An 18,212-nucleotide genomic window follows, 5' to 3' on the forward strand; every position below is an offset into this window, starting at 1 on the left:
AAAAAAAATTGTAGATTTGTTTGCGTTGAAAAAACAGTAATAAACCATTCATATATGTTCAATTTAATTATAGCATTTGTTTTAGGCCTGATAGTTCTTGTTCTATTAGCCGTATTTATTAACAAGATTCCTAAAAAATTACATCCTGTATTAATTGTAATACTATTGCTGATCAGTGGCTTTTTTGGATACAAGTTGTATAAGTCCATTGAAGAGCCTGTAAAATTTGAAGCGGCAAAAGAAGAACGCTACAAAGAAGTAGTTGCGCAACTTATTTTGATACGTGATGCTCAAAAAGCTCATAAAGACATTACTGGTACTTATACAGATGATATTAATAAATTAGCTCGTTTTGTAGATACAGCGCAATTTGCACTTACTCAAAAACGTGATAGCACTGTAATTGATGAGGAACGTAACCTTAAATTTAGATTAAGAGCAGACGACCCTAATGGATACAAAAAAGAAATTACTCTCATAGATACATTAGGTTTTCAGCCAGTTAAAGATTCTTTTAAGAATGTAGATATTTCTTCATTGCTTAAGTATAATACAATAGAAGGAGCTCCTGGATCGATCGAGATGAAAACAGATGTGGTTATTGATAAAGAAAATAGAGTTCCTGTTTTCCGTCTTGTAGCGCAAAAGAAAGACATCCTTTTTGATCAACCAGAGAGACTTGTGAAAGATGAGCTTGAAGCAAAAAGTGTAGAGTCTATTGACGGACCTACTATATTTGTAGGAAGCCTAGACGAGATCACAACTAGTGGTAACTGGCCTAGACAGTATGCAATTGACGACAACTAGTCCTAACGACACCATAAAGAAACTGTCCGTCCTGATTCATCAGGATGGACTTTCTTTTTATATCTATAACTCATCTGGTATTTTAGACACTTTGCATAAAGAGTTCAAACATCCAGCTAACGCTATAGAGATTTTGCAATCTATAGAAGATTGCTTTAAGGAAGAAGCTATTTTAGATGCCGCTTTCGCGAAAGCTACACTGCTCTACGATCACAACATATTTACCAGCGTCCCAGCTTCTATTTATAAAGAAGATCAAGGGATTGATTATTTGAAATACAACTCTAGAATTTTAGAAACTGATGTTTTAAGTGTTGATCAACATATAGGGACTCTGGATGTTCATACCGTTTATATTGCCTTTTCTAATATCAATAATTACTTTTTTGAAAAATACGGCAGCTATGAATACTTTCATTATAGTTCGAGAATATTAGAGCTGAGAAGTAAAGAAATAACAGCACTGCAACCACAGGTATATCTGGATATCAAGAAAAGTCATTTTTATCTTACCATTTTTAATAATGGGAAATTAGTAGCACACAACCTATTTCCTCATGACGCCATTGAAGATATTTTATATTACACTATGTTCACCACACATCATAACAGCCTCGATCCAGAGACCATGAAGATGATTTTGTGTGTAGAACAAAAACAAGAAGAACTCTTTGATCTTTTATATACATACGTGCGTTACGTAAGCTATGTAGAAGATTACCCAAATTACCTAGAACAAATCGTATGCGTATAATATCTGGAATACATAAAGGTCGTAGAATATCAGCTCCTAAAAACTTACCTGTTAGACCTACAACTGATATGTCCAAAGAGGCGCTATTTAACATCCTGCGTCATAAAATACATATTCACGATATCAAGATGTTAGAACTTTTTGCGGGAAGTGGTAATATGTCTTATGAGTTTTGTAGTCGTGGTGCAGGCAGCGTTATTGCAGTAGATCAACATTACCCTTGTATTGCCTTTATTAAAAAAACTGCCGAAGAATTAGATTTCCCGATCGACACGATAAAAGCAGACGTTTTTAAATTTTTAGAAAAACACAAAGGAAAGTATGATATCATCTTTGCAGATCCACCTTATGCGCTGGAAGAGGAAGAATTTCTAAAGATTCCAAATCTAGTTTTTGAGAACGAGCTTCTTGCTGAAGACGGTATTCTAATTATAGAACATTCTAAACATACCTCTCTAGCATCGCATGAGCATTTTGATAATGAGCGCCGTTATGGTGGTACGGTTTTTAGCTTTTTTGAAGGTCCTAGTAGTGAGGAAGAGTGAGAACTTATAACAAGATCTTCTCAATAATTTAAGTATGAAAAAAATAATAGTACTTTTTTTATTTTTCACAAGCTGCTCTCAGTTTTCAAAAAAAGACCTTCAACTTAATGGGCCAACTATTGAAGAAGCTGAATTATTAAACAGAACTAATGAGAAATATGTGGATGGTATTTATTCAGTAAGTGAATTTGAATCAAGTTTAGAATATTTCAACGAATTTGATAATAAAAACTATTTTGTCAACTACCGACCAGTTATAGTAGCGCAGAATTTTAAAAACTTAAAAAATGATCTAGATATCATGGGTAGATCGGTAATATCAGTTGAATTACATAAGAACGCACATGATAAACTTTTTAAAGCAACAGAAGTCGCATTTCAAAATAGAACACCAGTTTTTATAGTGATAGAAGGAAAAGTGATCAGTGCTCCTGTGGTTAACGGAGGACCAATTTCTGGTGGAAGATTACAAATAAGTACTAATTTAACTAAAGAAGAAAACCGTAAGTTGATAGAAGGAATTATCAAACGGAATTCTAAAAATAAAAAATAGCAGGTCTATAAGCCGGATTCTGTTCGTCCTGAACTTGTTTCAGGACCTCTCCTTAAACAGCGCAAAACTACCTCATCATTTATCTAGAATAACGATTGCTCGCTATCTCAAACTGCCTACCCTTCAGAATCGCGCGGATAGCGCTCAAGCTCTGATTTACGCGACATTTCACCACATAGAGTTTACCTGGTTTCACTACAGCATTATCTGTACATACTTTCTGTTGCACTAGTCCTATCTCGCTTTCGCGAAAGCGAAAACAAAACGACGGCCGTTAGCCGCTATGTTATCCTATGGTGTCCGGACTTTCCTACCTCGCTTGCGCAAGATCGATAAGGCGACCTGCTATGTCGCAAAACTAGTTAATAAATGTTGATAATTCACAGAAATTATAATCATAGAAAGTAAAGCTAAAACAGAGTAGAAAAGTATCTTTGACATATGGAACCATTTATAGTATCAGCTAGAAAATACCGTCCCGATACTTTTGAAGATGTCGTAGGTCAAGGCGCTATTACACAGACGTTAGAGAATGCGATAAAAAGCAATCATCTAGCGCAAGCATTGCTATTTACAGGTCCAAGAGGAGTTGGTAAAACTACTTGCGCACGTATTCTTGCAAAAAAGATCAACCATGAGAGTGGTGATTATGATCCAGACGAAGATTTTGCTTTCAATATTTTTGAATTAGATGCGGCTTCTAATAATGGTGTAGATCAGATTAGAAGTATAGTAGATCAAGTGCGTATCCCACCACAAGTCGGTAAATATAAAATCTATATTATCGATGAGGTGCATATGTTATCAAATGCAGCATTTAATGCATTCCTTAAAACATTAGAAGAACCACCAGCACACGCCATATTTATTCTAGCCACTACAGAAAAGCATAAGATCATACCAACGATTCTATCTCGTTGTCAGATATTTGATTTTAAGAGAATTACAGTAAGTGCAATGCGTGAGCATTTAAAGCGTATTTCTTTAAAAGAAGGAATCAATGCAGAGGAAGATGCACTTCAAATTATCGCTCAAAAAGCAGATGGTGCTTTAAGAGATTCCCTATCCATCTTTGATCGAGTGGTCAGTTTTTCAGGTAAAGAACTAACGGTTAAAGCCGTTACAGAAAATTTGAATGTACTGGATAGAGAGACTTATTTTACAGTTACGGATTTATTGCTTGATAATAATATTCCGCAATTACTAGTTGATTATGATGTCATCATGGCAAAGGGCTTTGATGGTCAACATTTTATAAGTGGTTTAGCTTCTCATTTCAGAGATCTAATGGTAGGTAAAGATGAGCGTACTATTGTACTGCTGGAAGTAGGTGAACAAACTAAGGCGAAATATCTAGAGCAAGCCAAAAAAGTAGATCTCAACTTTTTAAGGAAAGCTATAGAAATCGCAAATCAGGCCGATTTTAATTATCGATCAAGTCGAAATCAACGACTCCTTATAGAATTAACTCTCATGCAACTAGCCTCTATCAATACTGATGGAGAAAAAAAAAATGATGTAAAGTACATCATTCCTGCCAGTCAGTTTGAACAAGCAACTGCTGTTATTACAAAAGCAGAGAAAAACGAACCAGCTACAGTAGAGGATACCGAACAAGTTGTTACCACATCAACCGATAGCAAAACACATAGTACTTTACAAGAAGTGTCTTCTTCTTATCAAGCTGTAAAAAAGTCTACACAACAAAACGATACTGAAGAGACTTCTGTAGAAGTAAAAACAAGTGCGCCTTCACCTGCTATAGATAAATCTTTAGAAGAAAAACGTAAAGCTCTATTTGAAAAAAGTAAGCAAAAAGTAAGCGGACTTTCTATTCAAGGTATTGAGGCAAAAAACACACATATTGCGCAACAACAAGGTAAAAAAATAGATCGCGACCAGTTACCAGAAGATCCTTTTACTCAAGAACAATTGAGCGTTGTATGGGCAAAATATGTAGAACATCTCAAAGAAAGAGGTCAACAAATTCTAGCAAGTATCATTAATGCAGATAACCCTGTTCTTAAGCAAACTACTATTCACTTGCGTTTCCCTAATCAATCCATGAAAGAAGACCTAGAGAAATCACAAGGTCAAATATTAGAGTATTTGAAAAGGGAACTGAATAATTATCTAATTGATTTTGAAATCGCCGTTGATAAAAGTGTTACTAAAAAATACGTTTATACAGACCAAGATAAGTTTTCTAAATTAGTTGAAAAGAATCCCGCAGTAGATATACTACGTAAAACGTTTGATCTGGATTTCTAAAGTTTCAATAATCAGCATAAAAAAAGCCTCTTAAGGAAGAGGCTTTTTTTAATTGAATTACTTTCTACATTTTATAAGAGACACCTAGTTGAAACCATCGGTTATTTGCTTCCTCAATTTCTGCAAATTCTCTATCAAAAATATTAGAGAATCCATAACCATATCTTGCATCTATTCCTAGGTTTTCATTGAACATGTAACCTATTCCTATTACACCAGCTACATCATAATTGTAGTAGTCATTATTATCTCGTTCAGTTATATTTACACCTACTTGAGGACCTACTAAAGCAAATAGTTGTTTAGTAATGTTGATGTTACCTAGAACACCTACCTGTAACCAATTCGTTTTAAATTGAACGATATCACCATTCTCTAGTCTTAGCTCTTCCTCATTAACTCCTAATGATGAAATACCTATCTCTGGTTGCAAAGAGAATCTATCACTTATAGGGATGTCTGCAAAGAAATTTACATGCATTCCTATTCTATCATCTACATCCTCAATATTGTCACCGGATAAAGTAGAATAATTAAGTCCTAATCGAAAACCATAGGAAATATCCTCTAAAAATTGCCCATTAACAAAGGACACGCAGGATAAAAGAGCAATTGAGAGTATTATTTTTTTCATCTTATCAAAATTTAAAATCAAAGTTAATCTATTAGACTTATGGAAACGAGATAATTACACAAAGCTTTTTAATTATCGATGATCAGCATTAAAAATCGATTTTATGATGCCGTCTGTGAGTCCTATTTTAGGAACGTAGATGTTTTTTGCTTTACTCCATTTCATAGCTCTTAAATAAATACGACATGCAGGTATAATAACATCGGCTCTATCGTGATTTAAATTAAGATGGTAAACTCTTTCCTCATAGTTGTAGTTTTGCAGTTGCTCGTAATAATTAACTAAATAAAAATACGAAAGTGGCTTACCCATACTTTTCCCACTACTTTTAAATATGTTATTAATATTACCACCAGAGCCTATTAAATCGATATGCTCATAAGACGCTGTTATCTCCTTTATCCATCGCTCTGCGTCATCCCATAGAGATTTCCTAACCATATCATTAAGCAATCGGACGGTCCCTATTTTAAAAGATCTTGAAGTAACTTCTTTACCATAAGCAAATAAGGTAAACTCGGTACTTCCACCACCTACATCAACGTATAGAAAAACTTTACTATCATCAATAACTGCATGCAAGTCTGTCATCGCAATGATTGCAGCTTCATGAGATCCATCTATAATGTCTATGTGAATACCAGATTCTTTTTCTATTTGAGCAACAACATCCATCCCATTCTGGGCTTCTCTCATGGCACTAGTTGCATAAGCTTTATAGGTTTTAACTTTATGCACATCCATAAGTAATTGATAAGATTTCATTGAATCCACCATCCTAGTTATGTTCTCTTTAGAAATATTACCTGTAGTAAAAACGTCCTGACCTAATCTAATAGGAACCCTAACCAAACTTGTTTTTTTAAAAACAGGCGGTTCATCATTGTATAGAGTAACGGTAGCTATCAGTAATCTAATAGCATTAGAACCTATATCAATAGCACCATACTTTATTATTTTAAATCCCATTTACTATTGAATTTGGTTTTTATAGTAGTCATAGGTTGCATATTGCGACCTTACTGGCGACTCGTCATTTTCAACATAATTATTCAATTGATCTGCACAAATTTCACGCGCTTTCACATTGTCACTCCAGCAAATATCCATGGTCGCTATAATTTCTGCTTTGATGTCTTCATCATAAATGGGGCATGCGATCTCTACTCTACTGTCTAGATTACGTCCCATAAAGTCTGCACTAGAAATATAAAGGTCATTCTTACCTTCATTATAAAATCTATATACTCTAGGGTGTTCTAAAAATCTGTCAACAATACTTATCACTTTAATATTTTCGCTCATTCCTTTGACACCTGGTATCAAACAACATATTCCACGTATGATCAGCTCAATTTTTACACCTGCATTAGATGCTTCATAAAAAAGGTCTATCATTTTGAAGTCAGAGAAAGAATTGATTTTGGCACGTATTTTTGCTGGTTTTCCCGCTTTCGCGAAAGCGATCTCACGACGAACCAACCGTTCTATTCCATTTCTAAGATAGTTAGGAGACACTAGTAAGTGCTTGTAACGATGCTGTTTATAGTTTACTTCAAAAAAGTCAAAAACACGTTCTACCTCTTTTAAGATCTTACGGTTTGCCGTGAATAAAGTATAATCTGTATAAATCCCTGCTGTAGATTCATTAAAATTACCAGTAGATATAAAGCCGTATCTTACTATCTTACCATTATCTTCTCTTGTTATACAACAGGCTTTACAGTGTACTTTTAATCCTGGAACGCCAAAAATCATATTCACACCTTCCTCTTGCATCAACTCGGCATAGTTGATATTTGCTTGTTCATCAAATCTTGCTCTTAATTCAATAGAAACCGTGACTTGTTTTCCGTTTTTAACAGCATTAATTAGTGATCCAGCAATCTGTGAAACTTCAGCCAGTCTATAGATCGTTATTTTAATAGTTTTTACTTGTGGATCTAATGCGGCTTCTCTTAAAAACTTAATGGTGTTTGAAAAAGTGTGATAAGGTGTGTACTGGAGAATATCTTTCTTTGCGATTCTTTCTAAAAGAGAACCTTTGATTCTTACATCCTTGATTGGTAAACCAGGTAGTTTTGAATACAGTAAATCTGTTCTACCTAGGCTAGGGAATTTTAAATAATCTCTTCTGTTATGATATCTACCACCTGGAATAATACTATCGTTATTGTCGATTTGCAATTTATTCATTATTAACGATAATGTATCCTCATGGATATCTCTATCATAAACAAAACGAACTGGATCACCATCTTTACGGTCATGGACACTACGACGTATTTTTTCTAATAGACTTTTCTTAAGATCTAACTCCATATCTAACTCGGCATCTAGAGTCACCTTTATCATATGCGCCTCAATCTCCTTGTAATCAAAAATATTGAATATATAATGCATGCGATGCCTTACAAGATCATCTAAAAGTATAATATACTGCCTATCATCACCGTTTATTTGTGGTAGTACTACAAATCTATTGAGGTATTTAGGTTTTTCTATCAGCGCATACTTAATAGATTCGTCCTTCATTACCATCCTAATTGCTAGATAACCGTAACCATCTCTTAGATTAGGGAACTCTACGTCATCATTAATCATGATGGTACCTATCGCAGGACTTATTTTATCGTTAAAGTAGCTTCTTATGAAGTCTTCATGTTCAGGAAGAACTTCTGTCTCATCTACTATAATTATCCTTTCCTTTTTTAACTCCTCTTCAAGCTCTGCCAGAACATCAAAACTATGTGCTTGATCTACAATAACCATCTTGTTGATTTCTTGTAAAAGATCCTCAGAAGAAATTCCTCCTAAAGATTTCGTAGCGTTTTTTCCAGCTCTTTGAATACGTTGTATAGTTGCATATCTAACCTTGAAAAATTCATCTAGATTATTAGAAAAAATCCCTAAAAATCTTAACCGCTCAATTAGCGGAACGTTCTTATCACTAGCCTCTTGAAGAACTCGCGCATTAAATCGCAGCCAACTTAATTCTCTATTAAAGTATTTACTCATTTAATTTGTTTAGGAAATAAGTGAAACTTAGTAACTCCTCTATTTAATGAAGACCAAGAATCTGTATCAAATTCTATAGCAACCACACCTGTAGTAGGTACGTTATCAAACCTAGTATTACCCATTTTATTTACTAGGTCTGTGATACCATGATTGTGACTAAATATAATTAATGAATTTAAACTATCATCACAACTAGAGATAACATTTAAGAGTTCTTCACTGTCAAAGGTGTATAAAGTTCTTTTAAGCTTTAACTTTGTTAAATTATAATCTAAATATTCAGACACTAATGTCGCCGTTTGAAGTGCTCTTGCAGCGGTACTGCTCCAGATTATATCCGGATTAATGTGAAGTTCTTTTAGAGCTTCACCTATCAAATGTCCATCATCAACACCTCTTTGTGCTAATACACGATCATGATCTCTAACATTAAGATCCCATGAAGATTTTCCATGTCTTATTACTATAAGTCGTTTCATTAAGGTTGTAATCTTTTAAATTCCCACTCATTTCCCACATGTTCATAACAAATACGATCGTGTAGTCTATTAGGTCTCCCTTGCCAAAATTCAAAACTTAAAGGTTGACAAGCATATCCACCCCAAAATTCAGGCAGAGGAATTTCAATATCTTTAAACTTTTGTTCAAAATAAGCTAGCTGTTGCTCTAGCTTTTCTCTAGAAATCACTTCTGTACTTTGATTGCTAGCCCAAGCGCCTATTTGACTACCACGCGGTCTGGATTGAAAATAACTTAATGATTTTTCTCTAGTTACCTTCTCTGCTTTACATTTGATGATAATTTGGCGTTCTAGTGCTGGCCAAAAAAAGTGAAGACTGATTTTATTATATGCGTTTATCGCACTACCCTTCTCAGACGTGTAATTAGAGTAAAATAAAAACTTCCCTTGAATAATTTCTTTTAAAAGTACGATTCGGGATTTTGGAAAACCATCTGTCCCTAACGTACAAATACTCATCGCATTTGCTTCATCAATCTCTAATGATTCCTTTGCTTCTTGAAACCATGAATCAAATAGCCGAAATGGATTAACAGGCAAGTTTTTTTCCAATAAAGCATCCTTTTCATATGATTTACGAAGGTTTTGAAGATCTCTTTGCATGTGTCTTATTATTTCACTGCAATTTACATCAAATGCTTCTTTTGTTGTAGTAAACAATTCTTAAATATAAGACTAAGGAGTCGTGTATCGCTTTCGCGAAAGCGATAACATTAAACTATATCTGAAAAAAGATAATTTTTTTTTTAAACCATTGAAAGCTAAAGAAATAAAAAACCGTTTTCATCGAGAGATGAAAACGGTTGTAAAAAAGTTTTTCAACTTTTTGTCGGGGTGGCAGGATTCGAACCTGCGACCTCCTCGTCCCAAACGAGGCGCGATGACCGGGCTACGCTACACCCCGATTTTTATTTGTATCAGATCGGACTGATATGAGTTTTCTATTTGCGGAGAGACAGGGACTCGAACCCTGGCGACGGTTGCCCGTCGACAGATTAGCAATCTGCTCCATTACCACTCTGGCACCTCTCCTAAATGTTTAGGGAAATAATGTGTTTCCCAAAGCGGTTGCAAATGTAAGCCGATTTTGTAATTCTACAAACTTAAATTAAAGTTTTTTCGATAAATTATTCAGGATATTCAATACGTAAATGATAGATACTAGCTAACTTCTTTTTAATCACAGTTTTAATAGTCTCTATCTGTTTAAAAGTAATATTTGCATTAAGGAATTGCCCGCTATCCACCTGACCATCGATAATTTTACTGACCAATGTATCTATTTTTATCGAGGTAGGGTTTTTAATACTTTTAGAAGCAGCCTCTACGCTGTCTGCAATCATTAAAATTGCTGTTTCCTGACTGAAAGGCTTTGGACCGGGATAACAGAAGTTAGCTTTAGAAACATCTGGATTATCTTCTTTTGCCTTAGAATAAAAATAGTAAACAAGACTATCGCCATGATGTGTTCTAATGAAGTCGATAATTCTATCTGGTAAATTATGCTTACGGGCTAATTCTATCCCATTAAGTGTATGATCTATGATAATACGAGCGCTATCCTCTGGATCTAAATCGTTATGAGGATTAATACCACTACCTTGATTTTCTGTAAAATATGTAGGATTAGACATTTTTCCAATATCATGATAAAGTGCACCAACCCTTACTAACATAGCATTTGCTCCTATTTCGTTGGCTACAGTTTCTGCAATATTTGCTACATTCAGGGAATGATGAAAAGTCCCAGGAGCTTTATTAGAAAGCTCTTTTAAAAGTTTAGAATTGGTATCGCTCAATTCAAGTAGAGAAACGTCACTTACCAACCCAAATATTTTTTCAAAAATGTATATTAAAGGCCATACAAATAGCATTGCAAGACCACAAAGTACAAAATACCCCAACCTGCTCCATTCCCATCCAGTGACACCACCTTGATTAATGGCATAAAAGGAAAAGTAAGACAAGAAATAGATACCTATAATTTGAGCTACCGTAAGAAATAAATTAGCTCTTTTGTAGATTTCACTATTTGAAAGAATAGTAACAATACCTGCCATCATTTGTAAAAACAAATACTCGTCGCTATTAGGAACAATAAAGCTTAAAATAAAAATAGCGATAACATGAGCAAATAGGCCTAATCGAGCATCAAAAAAGGCTTTCAAAATAAGTGGTAAAATACAAACTGGAACTACAAAAATATATTGAATATCGATATTAACAACCACAGCTGTTAAAATGATAACCACTAGAATGTTAAAAAAGATGAAAAATAACTTTCTAAAATTATCAAAAATAGTTTTTCTGTAACGCCATAAGAATAAGATTAACATAGTATATGCCATACCTACCAGTATAATATATCCAGAAAGCTTCCAGGTATACTGAGAATCTGTCCAAGTTTGGGATTTGTAAGTGTTATTTAGAGTATTCAAAATCTGTAATTTCCCTCCTTCCACTATTTCACCTTGCGCTATTATTCGAGCACCTTCTGCAACAACACCACGTGTTGTAAGAATCTTACCGACCTCTTCCTTAATAGATAAATCCGTTAAATCTCTATCATAGGTAAGGTTGGGGCTTAATAATTCAATTAGCTCTGACACTAATTCTCTAGAATTAAAGCTTTCAAAATTTAATTTGTCAAATTTAAGACTACCTAGGTCAGAAGGTTTGTATAGATTTCCGTAAGTAGAAGCAATTAACTCATTATTGTACTCTATAAAAACTGGATGCCCATCCTCTAGTTCAAGTGGTAATTCTAAATAACCGACATTATAAATTTGAGAAATTATATCTTTCACTTGTAAATTTATATCTTGAATTTCTGAATTACTTATAGAATCTGTATTTCTAGAACTCATATTTATTAACCAGTCTCTGTAAACTTTATCTTTTATAGATTCATCTACTTTAAAATAGCGAGGAGCCAAATCTGAAACGGATTGTCTTTCTTGCTTAAGAGATTGTTTATCTTTTTCTATAGGAAATGAAAAAGGCGCATATAAGGTTTCATAATCCCAAGGCTCGCCTTGATTATAATCGTACTTAAATCTGTTGTTATTAGGAAAGACATAAACTGTTAATGCTGTACAAAAACACAACAATATAATTCGATAAGTAATATTTTGATAATTATATAAACTATTCATTCTAAGTAATAATAAAAACAAATTAACAACTATACTTTTTAATTACCATTGTTTTATTAATACAATTAGATTATGACCTAGCGGAAGTCTTTGATTACTTATTAAAATCATTATTTTTGCAAGTAAAAATTTTATCATGAAAAAAGTAGTTATTGTATCTTACGCTAGAACCCCTATAGGTAGCTTTATGGGGAAACTTTCTTCTGTACCTGCGACAACATTAGGATCTGTTGCGATAAAAGGTGCCTTGGATAAAATTTCTTTAGACCCTAAGCTTGTAGGAGAGGTTTTGATGGGTAATGTTGTTCAAGCTGGTACTGGTCAGGCACCTGCTAGGCAAGCTGCGTTAGGTGCTGGAATAAGCGATCAAACTCCTGCTACTACTATTAATAAAGTCTGTGCTAGCGGAATGAAAACTATAATGATGGCAGCCCAATCGATAGCTTTGGGAGATCAAAATATTGTAGTTGCTGGAGGAATGGAGAATATGAGTATGATACCTCATTACGTACATATGAGAAATGGTCAGAAATTTGGTCCAACGACTCTAATTGACGGAATGCAAAAAGATGGACTAGTAGATGCTTATAGTCAGGAAGCTATGGGTACTTGTGCAGACCTGTGTGCAACTGACCATAATTTTTCTAGAGAAGACCAAGATAACTATGCCATCCAATCTTACAGTAGATCTAAAGCAGCTTGGGAATCTGGAAAGTTTAAAGATGAAGTTGTTCCTGTTTCTGTACCTCAAAGAAGAGGTGATGCTATTATTGTAGATATCGATGAAGAGTTTACTAATGTGAAAATCGAAAAAATACCTGCTCTTAGACCTGCATTTTCAAAAGACGGAACAGTAACAGCTGCAAATGCCTCAACCATAAATGACGGTGCTGCTGCTCTTGTTTTAATGAGTGAAGAAAAAGCTAAAGAGTTAAAATTAGACATCATAGCCACCGTCGTAAGCTATGCAGATGCTGCACAAGAACCAAAATATTTTACAACTGCACCCGCAAAAGCATTGCCTATCGCTCTAGACAAAGCTGGCATTAGTTTAAATGATGTTGATTTCTTTGAATTTAATGAGGCATTCTCTGTTGTAGGTCTTGCAAATATGAAGATTTTAGGTTTAGAAGATAAGAATGTGAACATTTATGGTGGTGCTGTTTCATTAGGTCACCCACTAGGATGCAGCGGTGCTCGTATAGTTACTACTCTATTAAGTGTATTAAGTCAAGAAAATGGCTCCATAGGAGCTGCCGCGATATGCAACGGTGGTGGTGGTGCTAGTGCAATAGTACTACAATCTTAAGAAAGCTATGAGATACGGTATCTGTCCGATTTCCATCGCTCCTTTGAGACTTGAAACTAGTGACGCTAGTGAAATGGTTTCACAAGTTCTTTATGGAGAAATTTTCAAAATTCTGGAGAGCAGAAAAAAGTGGTCTAAAATAAGACTGGCTCATGATAAATATGAAGGTTGGATAGATAACAAACAATTTACTGAAATTGAGGCGGAAGAATATCATTCGTTACTTGATAAAGAACATGTTTTTTCAAATGATTTAATAGCTCACCTTACACATCAAGACCATACGTTAAGTACAGTAACCATTGGTGCACAGGTAAGCTCTAGTATCTTTCTAAAAGATTCATTTCAAATAGACCAGAGTAAAGGCATTAAAAATAAGACTCAACTAGTTGATAATGCTCTGTTATTTTTGAATACTCCGTACTTATGGGGTGGAAGATCGCCATTAGGAATTGATTGTAGTGGTTTTACCCAGCTTATTTATAGGTTAAATGGGTATCAACTTTTACGTGACGCTAGTGAGCAAGCTACACAAGGAGAGGTTCTTAGTTTCATTGAAGAATCAGAACCTGGTGATTTAGCTTTTTTTGACAATAACGAAGGTAAGATTACACATGTAGGTATTATCATGAGTGATAACTATATTATTCACGCTCATGGAAAAGTAAGAATTGACCGATTAGATCAAAGCGGTATTTTTAACATGGATAAAAACATTCATACTCACAAATTAAGGGTTATAAAGAAAATATTATAACGTTTTTTGAATACGTACAAAAAAAGCTCTTAGAAATTGATTCTAAGAGCTTTTTTATGTTCCGCTTTCGCGAAAGCGATACAAATTAGTACTACATTTTTGCCTTCATCGCAGCAGATTTTTCTTTCATACCTAAAAAGTCATATAAACTAACTAAAGTAGCTACTACACCTTTTTCCTCTGGCTTTACTTGATGTGCTTTTTCCAAATTAGTGATTGCTTCTTTGTACAACAACTCTTGATCTTCGGCAGAAGTTTCTGCTAAATTACCTTTTTCAAGATTAGCATTTGATAAGTTAACTAATGCATAGTAATTACTAGGGTCTAATTTGATACTCGACTGAAAATACCTCATAGCACTATCATAATTTTTAGACTTCATAGCTGCAGCGCCTAAATTATCAAATACTCTAGGGTCTGTTATATCTGAATCCATATTATCGATAGCCTCCTTATACTTATCCATCATACCTAAGGTCAAATAAATATCTGACTTGACTAATTTCAACGAGTTATCTTGAGGAAAATCTTTGAGAGCTTTTTCATAAACCTGATTAGCCTTGGATTTATCTCCTTTATTCGTGTACAACCAAACCGTTTTTAAAACAATATCACCTAGCATAGAAGGTGATTTTTCAGATGACGGATCTGTATGTGATCTCGCTTTAATTGCATAATCTCTTACTTTTTGATTAGAAAAAGCCTCTACAACGCCAGCTTTATTAGTCGCTAAATAAGAAACTTTCTCTCCAGTAAACTTCTTTTCCAACAAAACATTATAATGTTCTATTGCTTTATCAAACATCTCACTAGAATATGCTAGATTACCTGCATTATAAAGCATGCTTAGGTTTGAAGGATTACTTTTATAAAGCTCTTCTACTAAAATCAATGCGTCTTTTGAATTACCAGCTGCCACCATCTCATTTGCAATTTCTAGTTTACGGCTGTCGATAATGTTTTTTAACATAGGCTCTAATTTAGGGTTCTCAAAATTAAATTCCTTTGCTTTTAACAAAGACGCTTCTGCTTCATGCACTTGATCATTAGTTACCTTTGTCGCACCTGTTAAGTCCATTAAACTAGCCGCTTTGTAAAAGTAATATGACCCTGCATATTTTTCTTCTACAGCACTTTCATCAATTGATTGAAAAATTTCCTGAGCCTTACTAAAGTCTCCTTTTTCAATTGCTTTTTCAATTTTTCTAATTTCTTTTTTCTGAGCCATTGCTATTGAAGCTAAAGCTAGAAAAAGTATTGTTAATTTAAGTTTCATTTTATAAAATTTATTATTCTTCACTATCATCGTTTTCAACAGTCCTGCCATCGTTTTGAGTATCGGTAATAATAGCATCATCAGACACTATCTCTTCATCCTCTTCATCATTGACCACTTTTGCAACTGCTGCAATGGAATCATTTCCTTTTAAATTAATTAAACGTACACCTTGTGTTGCGCGTCCCATTACTCGCAGGTCTGCCACTTTCATACGTATAGCGATTCCAGATTTATTAATAATCATCAAACCATCTTCATCACTTACGTTTTTAAGAGCTACTAGTCCACCTGTTTTCTCTGTAACAGAAATAGTTTTTACTCCTTTTCCTCCACGATTAGTCTCTCTATAATCATCTAGACTAGAACGTTTACCATATCCTTTTTCAGAAACAACAAGGATATTTGAGTCCATATCATTTACAGCTACCATACCGATAACCTCATCTTCATCACTAGAAAGGGTAATACCTCTAACACCACTGGCATTTCTACCCATAGGTCTGGTCTTAGACTCATCAAAACGTATGGCTTTACCACTTTTAAGACCTAACATTACATGGCTATCTCCGGTAGTAAGTTTTGCCTCAAGAAGAGTATCTCCATCTCTAACAGTAATAGCATTAATACCATTTGATCTAGGTCTAGAGTATTGTTCTAAAGAAGTTTTCTTAACAACACCTTTCTTTGTACACATGATTACATAGTGGCTATTGATGTAATCTTCGTCCTTTATGTCTTGTGTACAGATAACAGCTTTTACATTATCATCCTGTTCAATATTGATCAAGTTTTGAATAGCTCTTCCTTTAGAAGTTTTACTTCCTTCTGGAATTTCATAGACACGCATCCAGAAACACTTTCCTTTTTCTGTAAAAAACAGCATGTACTGGTGATTTGTTCCTACAAACAAGTCTACTAAGAAATCTTCATCTCTAGTCGTACTTGCTTTCTGTCCTACTCCACCTCGGTTTTGTGTTTTGTACTCTGTCAGACTTGTCCTTTTAATATAACCTGCATGAGAGATAGTAATAACTACTTGCTCATCTGGAATCATATCTTCAATAGAAAGATCTCCACCAGCATATTCTATTTGAGAACGACGGTCATCTCCAAATTTCTCCTTAACCTCTTGAAGCTCTTCTTTAATAATTTGCATACGACGCTCTTTCTTTGCAAGAATGTCTTTCAAATCAGTAATCGTTTCCATTAACTCACTGTACTCATTGCGCAGCTTATCTTGCTCTAGACCAGTAAGCTGTCTCAATCGCATTTCAACAATAGCACGAGCTTGAATCTCTGACAATTCAAAACGCTCAATTAATTTACCTCGAGCCTCTTCACCATTACTACTAGATCTGATTAAGGCAATTACTTCATCAATATTATCACTAGCGATAATTAAACCTTCTAGAATATGCGCTCTTTCTTCTGCTTTACGCAACTCAAATTCTGTACGTCTAACAACTACTTCATGCCTATGCTCTACAAAATAGTGGATCATCTCCTTAACATTAAGAAGTTGAGGACGTCCTTTTACAAGAGCAATATTGTTAACACTAAAAGAAGACTGTAAAGCCGTATGCTTGTACAGTTTATTGATAACTATGTTAGGAATTGCATCACGTTTTAATATGTAAACAATGCGCATTCCATTACGGTCAGATTCATCCCTTATCATAGAGATTCCTTCTAACTTCTTATCATTAATTAAATCAGCTGTTTTTTTAATCATATCAGCTTTATTCACCTGATATGGCAACTCATCTACGATGATACACTCGCGACCTTTTACCTCTTCAATTCTAACACGACCACGTATTTTTATACGTCCACGACCAGTATGAAAAGCATCTTTCACACCATCATAACCATAAATAATTCCACCTGTGGGAAAATCAGGTGCTTTAATATGAGTAATTAATTCATCAATTTCTATGTCATTATTATCGATATAAGCAACCGTACCATCAATAACCTCTGTAAGGTTATGCGGTGGCATATTAGTCGCCATACCTACCGCAATACCACTGGCACCATTAACAAGAAGATTAGGTATTTTTGTTGGTAATACAGTAGGCTCTGATAATGTATCATCAAAATTTAACTGTGTATCTACCGTTTCTTTATCAATATCTGCAAGCATCTCTTCAGATATCTTGCGCATTTTTGCTTCAGTATAACGCATTGCGGCTGGTGGATCACCATCTACACTACCGAAGTTTCCTTGTCCATCAACCATCATGTAACGCAATGACCATTCTTGAGCCATACGTACCATAGTATCATAAACAGAAGTATCTCCATGTGGGTGATACTTACCGAGAACTTCTCCTACAATTCTTGCACTTTTTTTGTAACCTCTATTGGAAAGTACACCTAGTTCATACATACCGTAAAGAACCCTTCTATGTACTGGTTTCAGTCCATCTCGCACATCTGGCAGTGCGCGTGACACTATGACTGACATCGAGTAATCGATGTATGCTGACTTCATTTCATCCTCGATATTAATCGGGATTAACTTTTCTCCATCTGCCATTGAATTCAGATTATATTAAATTAGTTATTTTAACAATTAGCAATTTAAGCAAATCGCTAGTATTAATA

At 34.6% G+C, this 18,212-nt stretch carries 15 protein-coding genes, 2 tRNA genes and 1 other RNA gene; 7 read left to right on the forward strand and 11 right to left on the reverse strand.

Annotated features, from left to right (window positions below; all coding sequences use genetic code 11):
* Positions 1-54: 54 nt before the first annotated feature.
* From ACTF54_RS08710 to ACTF54_RS08725, 4 genes are read left to right on the forward strand one after another with little or no spacing between them, the layout of a single operon-like run.
* Positions 55-807: a hypothetical protein gene (locus ACTF54_RS08710; RefSeq protein ID WP_347195354.1), complete on the forward strand. Its 753-nt coding sequence runs from the start codon at positions 55-57 to the stop codon at positions 805-807.
* Complete coding sequence (locus ACTF54_RS08715) at positions 788-1,561, forward strand: DUF3822 family protein (protein WP_347195353.1); 774 nt, start codon at positions 788-790, stop codon at positions 1,559-1,561. Before ACTF54_RS08710 ends, ACTF54_RS08715 begins: the two co-directional genes overlap by 20 nt.
* On the forward strand, positions 1,552-2,106 hold the full coding sequence (gene rsmD, locus ACTF54_RS08720; protein WP_347195352.1) for a 16S rRNA (guanine(966)-N(2))-methyltransferase RsmD: 555 nt from the start codon (positions 1,552-1,554) through the stop codon (positions 2,104-2,106). The genes ACTF54_RS08715 and rsmD overlap by 10 nt, the downstream gene beginning before the upstream one ends.
* Before the next feature lie 34 nt (positions 2,107-2,140).
* Entirely contained in the window at positions 2,141-2,659 is a 519-nt protein-coding gene (locus ACTF54_RS08725) for a SecDF P1 head subdomain-containing protein (RefSeq protein ID WP_438969166.1), read from the forward strand.
* On the opposite strand, the gene rnpB is transcribed toward ACTF54_RS08725, so the two are convergent.
* Positions 2,652-3,008, reverse strand: an RNA gene (gene rnpB / locus ACTF54_RS08730) — RNase P RNA component class A. The two genes, ACTF54_RS08725 and rnpB, sit on opposite strands and share 8 nt — an antisense overlap.
* A 92-nt stretch (positions 3,009-3,100) precedes the next feature.
* Here rnpB and ACTF54_RS08735 point away from each other — a divergent pair.
* Entirely contained in the window at positions 3,101-4,930 is a 1,830-nt protein-coding gene (locus ACTF54_RS08735; protein WP_347195350.1) for a DNA polymerase III subunit gamma/tau, read from the forward strand.
* Between the two features lie 64 nt (positions 4,931-4,994).
* Here the strand turns inward: ACTF54_RS08735 and ACTF54_RS08740 are convergent, their stop codons facing one another.
* The 8 genes from ACTF54_RS08740 to ACTF54_RS08775 all read right to left on the reverse strand — a co-directional run bounded on the left by ACTF54_RS08740 (position 4,995) and on the right by ACTF54_RS08775 (position 12,260).
* Positions 4,995-5,564, reverse strand: coding sequence for a porin family protein (locus ACTF54_RS08740; protein ID WP_347195349.1), 570 nt, complete (start codon positions 5,562-5,564; stop codon positions 4,995-4,997).
* Positions 5,565-5,636: 72 nt separating this feature from the next.
* Positions 5,637-6,533: a Ppx/GppA phosphatase family protein gene (locus ACTF54_RS08745; protein ID WP_347195348.1), complete on the reverse strand. Its 897-nt coding sequence runs from the start codon at positions 6,531-6,533 to the stop codon at positions 5,637-5,639.
* Between the two features lie 3 nt (positions 6,534-6,536).
* Complete coding sequence (ppk1, locus tag ACTF54_RS08750) at positions 6,537-8,582, reverse strand: polyphosphate kinase 1 (RefSeq protein WP_347195347.1); 2,046 nt, start codon at positions 8,580-8,582, stop codon at positions 6,537-6,539.
* Positions 8,579-9,064 (reverse strand): SixA phosphatase family protein, encoded by a 486-nt coding sequence (locus tag ACTF54_RS08755; RefSeq protein ID WP_347195346.1) that lies wholly within the window; start codon positions 9,062-9,064, stop codon positions 8,579-8,581. Before ACTF54_RS08755 ends, ppk1 begins: the two co-directional genes overlap by 4 nt.
* Positions 9,064-9,708, reverse strand: a complete 645-nt coding sequence (gene pdxH / locus ACTF54_RS08760; RefSeq protein ID WP_438969201.1) for a pyridoxamine 5'-phosphate oxidase — start codon at positions 9,706-9,708, stop codon at positions 9,064-9,066. Before pdxH ends, ACTF54_RS08755 begins: the two co-directional genes overlap by 1 nt.
* 226 nt (positions 9,709-9,934) lie before the next feature.
* A tRNA-Pro gene (locus tag ACTF54_RS08765) sits at positions 9,935-10,009 on the reverse strand.
* A 44-nt stretch (positions 10,010-10,053) separates the two neighbouring features.
* Positions 10,054-10,137, reverse strand: a tRNA-Ser gene (locus tag ACTF54_RS08770).
* Positions 10,138-10,232: 95 nt separating this feature from the next.
* The gene (locus tag ACTF54_RS08775) at positions 10,233-12,260 is read right to left on the reverse strand and encodes an HD family phosphohydrolase (protein WP_438969167.1); all 2,028 of its coding nucleotides are present in this window, start codon (positions 12,258-12,260) and stop codon (positions 10,233-10,235) included.
* A 136-nt stretch (positions 12,261-12,396) separates the two neighbouring features.
* Between ACTF54_RS08775 and ACTF54_RS08780 the strand changes: the two genes are divergently transcribed.
* On the forward strand, positions 12,397-13,569 hold the full coding sequence (locus tag ACTF54_RS08780; RefSeq protein ID WP_347195343.1) for an acetyl-CoA C-acyltransferase: 1,173 nt from the start codon (positions 12,397-12,399) through the stop codon (positions 13,567-13,569).
* Between the two features lie 7 nt (positions 13,570-13,576).
* Positions 13,577-14,326, forward strand: a complete 750-nt coding sequence (locus tag ACTF54_RS08785; protein ID WP_347195342.1) for a C40 family peptidase — start codon at positions 13,577-13,579, stop codon at positions 14,324-14,326.
* A 91-nt stretch (positions 14,327-14,417) separates the two neighbouring features.
* On the opposite strand, the gene ACTF54_RS08790 is transcribed toward ACTF54_RS08785, so the two are convergent.
* On the reverse strand, positions 14,418-15,602 hold the full coding sequence (locus ACTF54_RS08790; protein ID WP_347195341.1) for a tetratricopeptide repeat protein: 1,185 nt from the start codon (positions 15,600-15,602) through the stop codon (positions 14,418-14,420).
* A gap of 13 nt (positions 15,603-15,615) precedes the next feature.
* On the reverse strand, positions 15,616-18,144 hold the full coding sequence (gene gyrA / locus ACTF54_RS08795) for a DNA gyrase subunit A (RefSeq protein WP_438969168.1): 2,529 nt from the start codon (positions 18,142-18,144) through the stop codon (positions 15,616-15,618).
* Positions 18,145-18,212 lie beyond the last annotated feature (68 nt).

The organism is Nonlabens sp., from assembly GCF_965657255.1.
Taxonomy (GTDB): domain Bacteria; phylum Bacteroidota; class Bacteroidia; order Flavobacteriales; family Flavobacteriaceae; genus Nonlabens.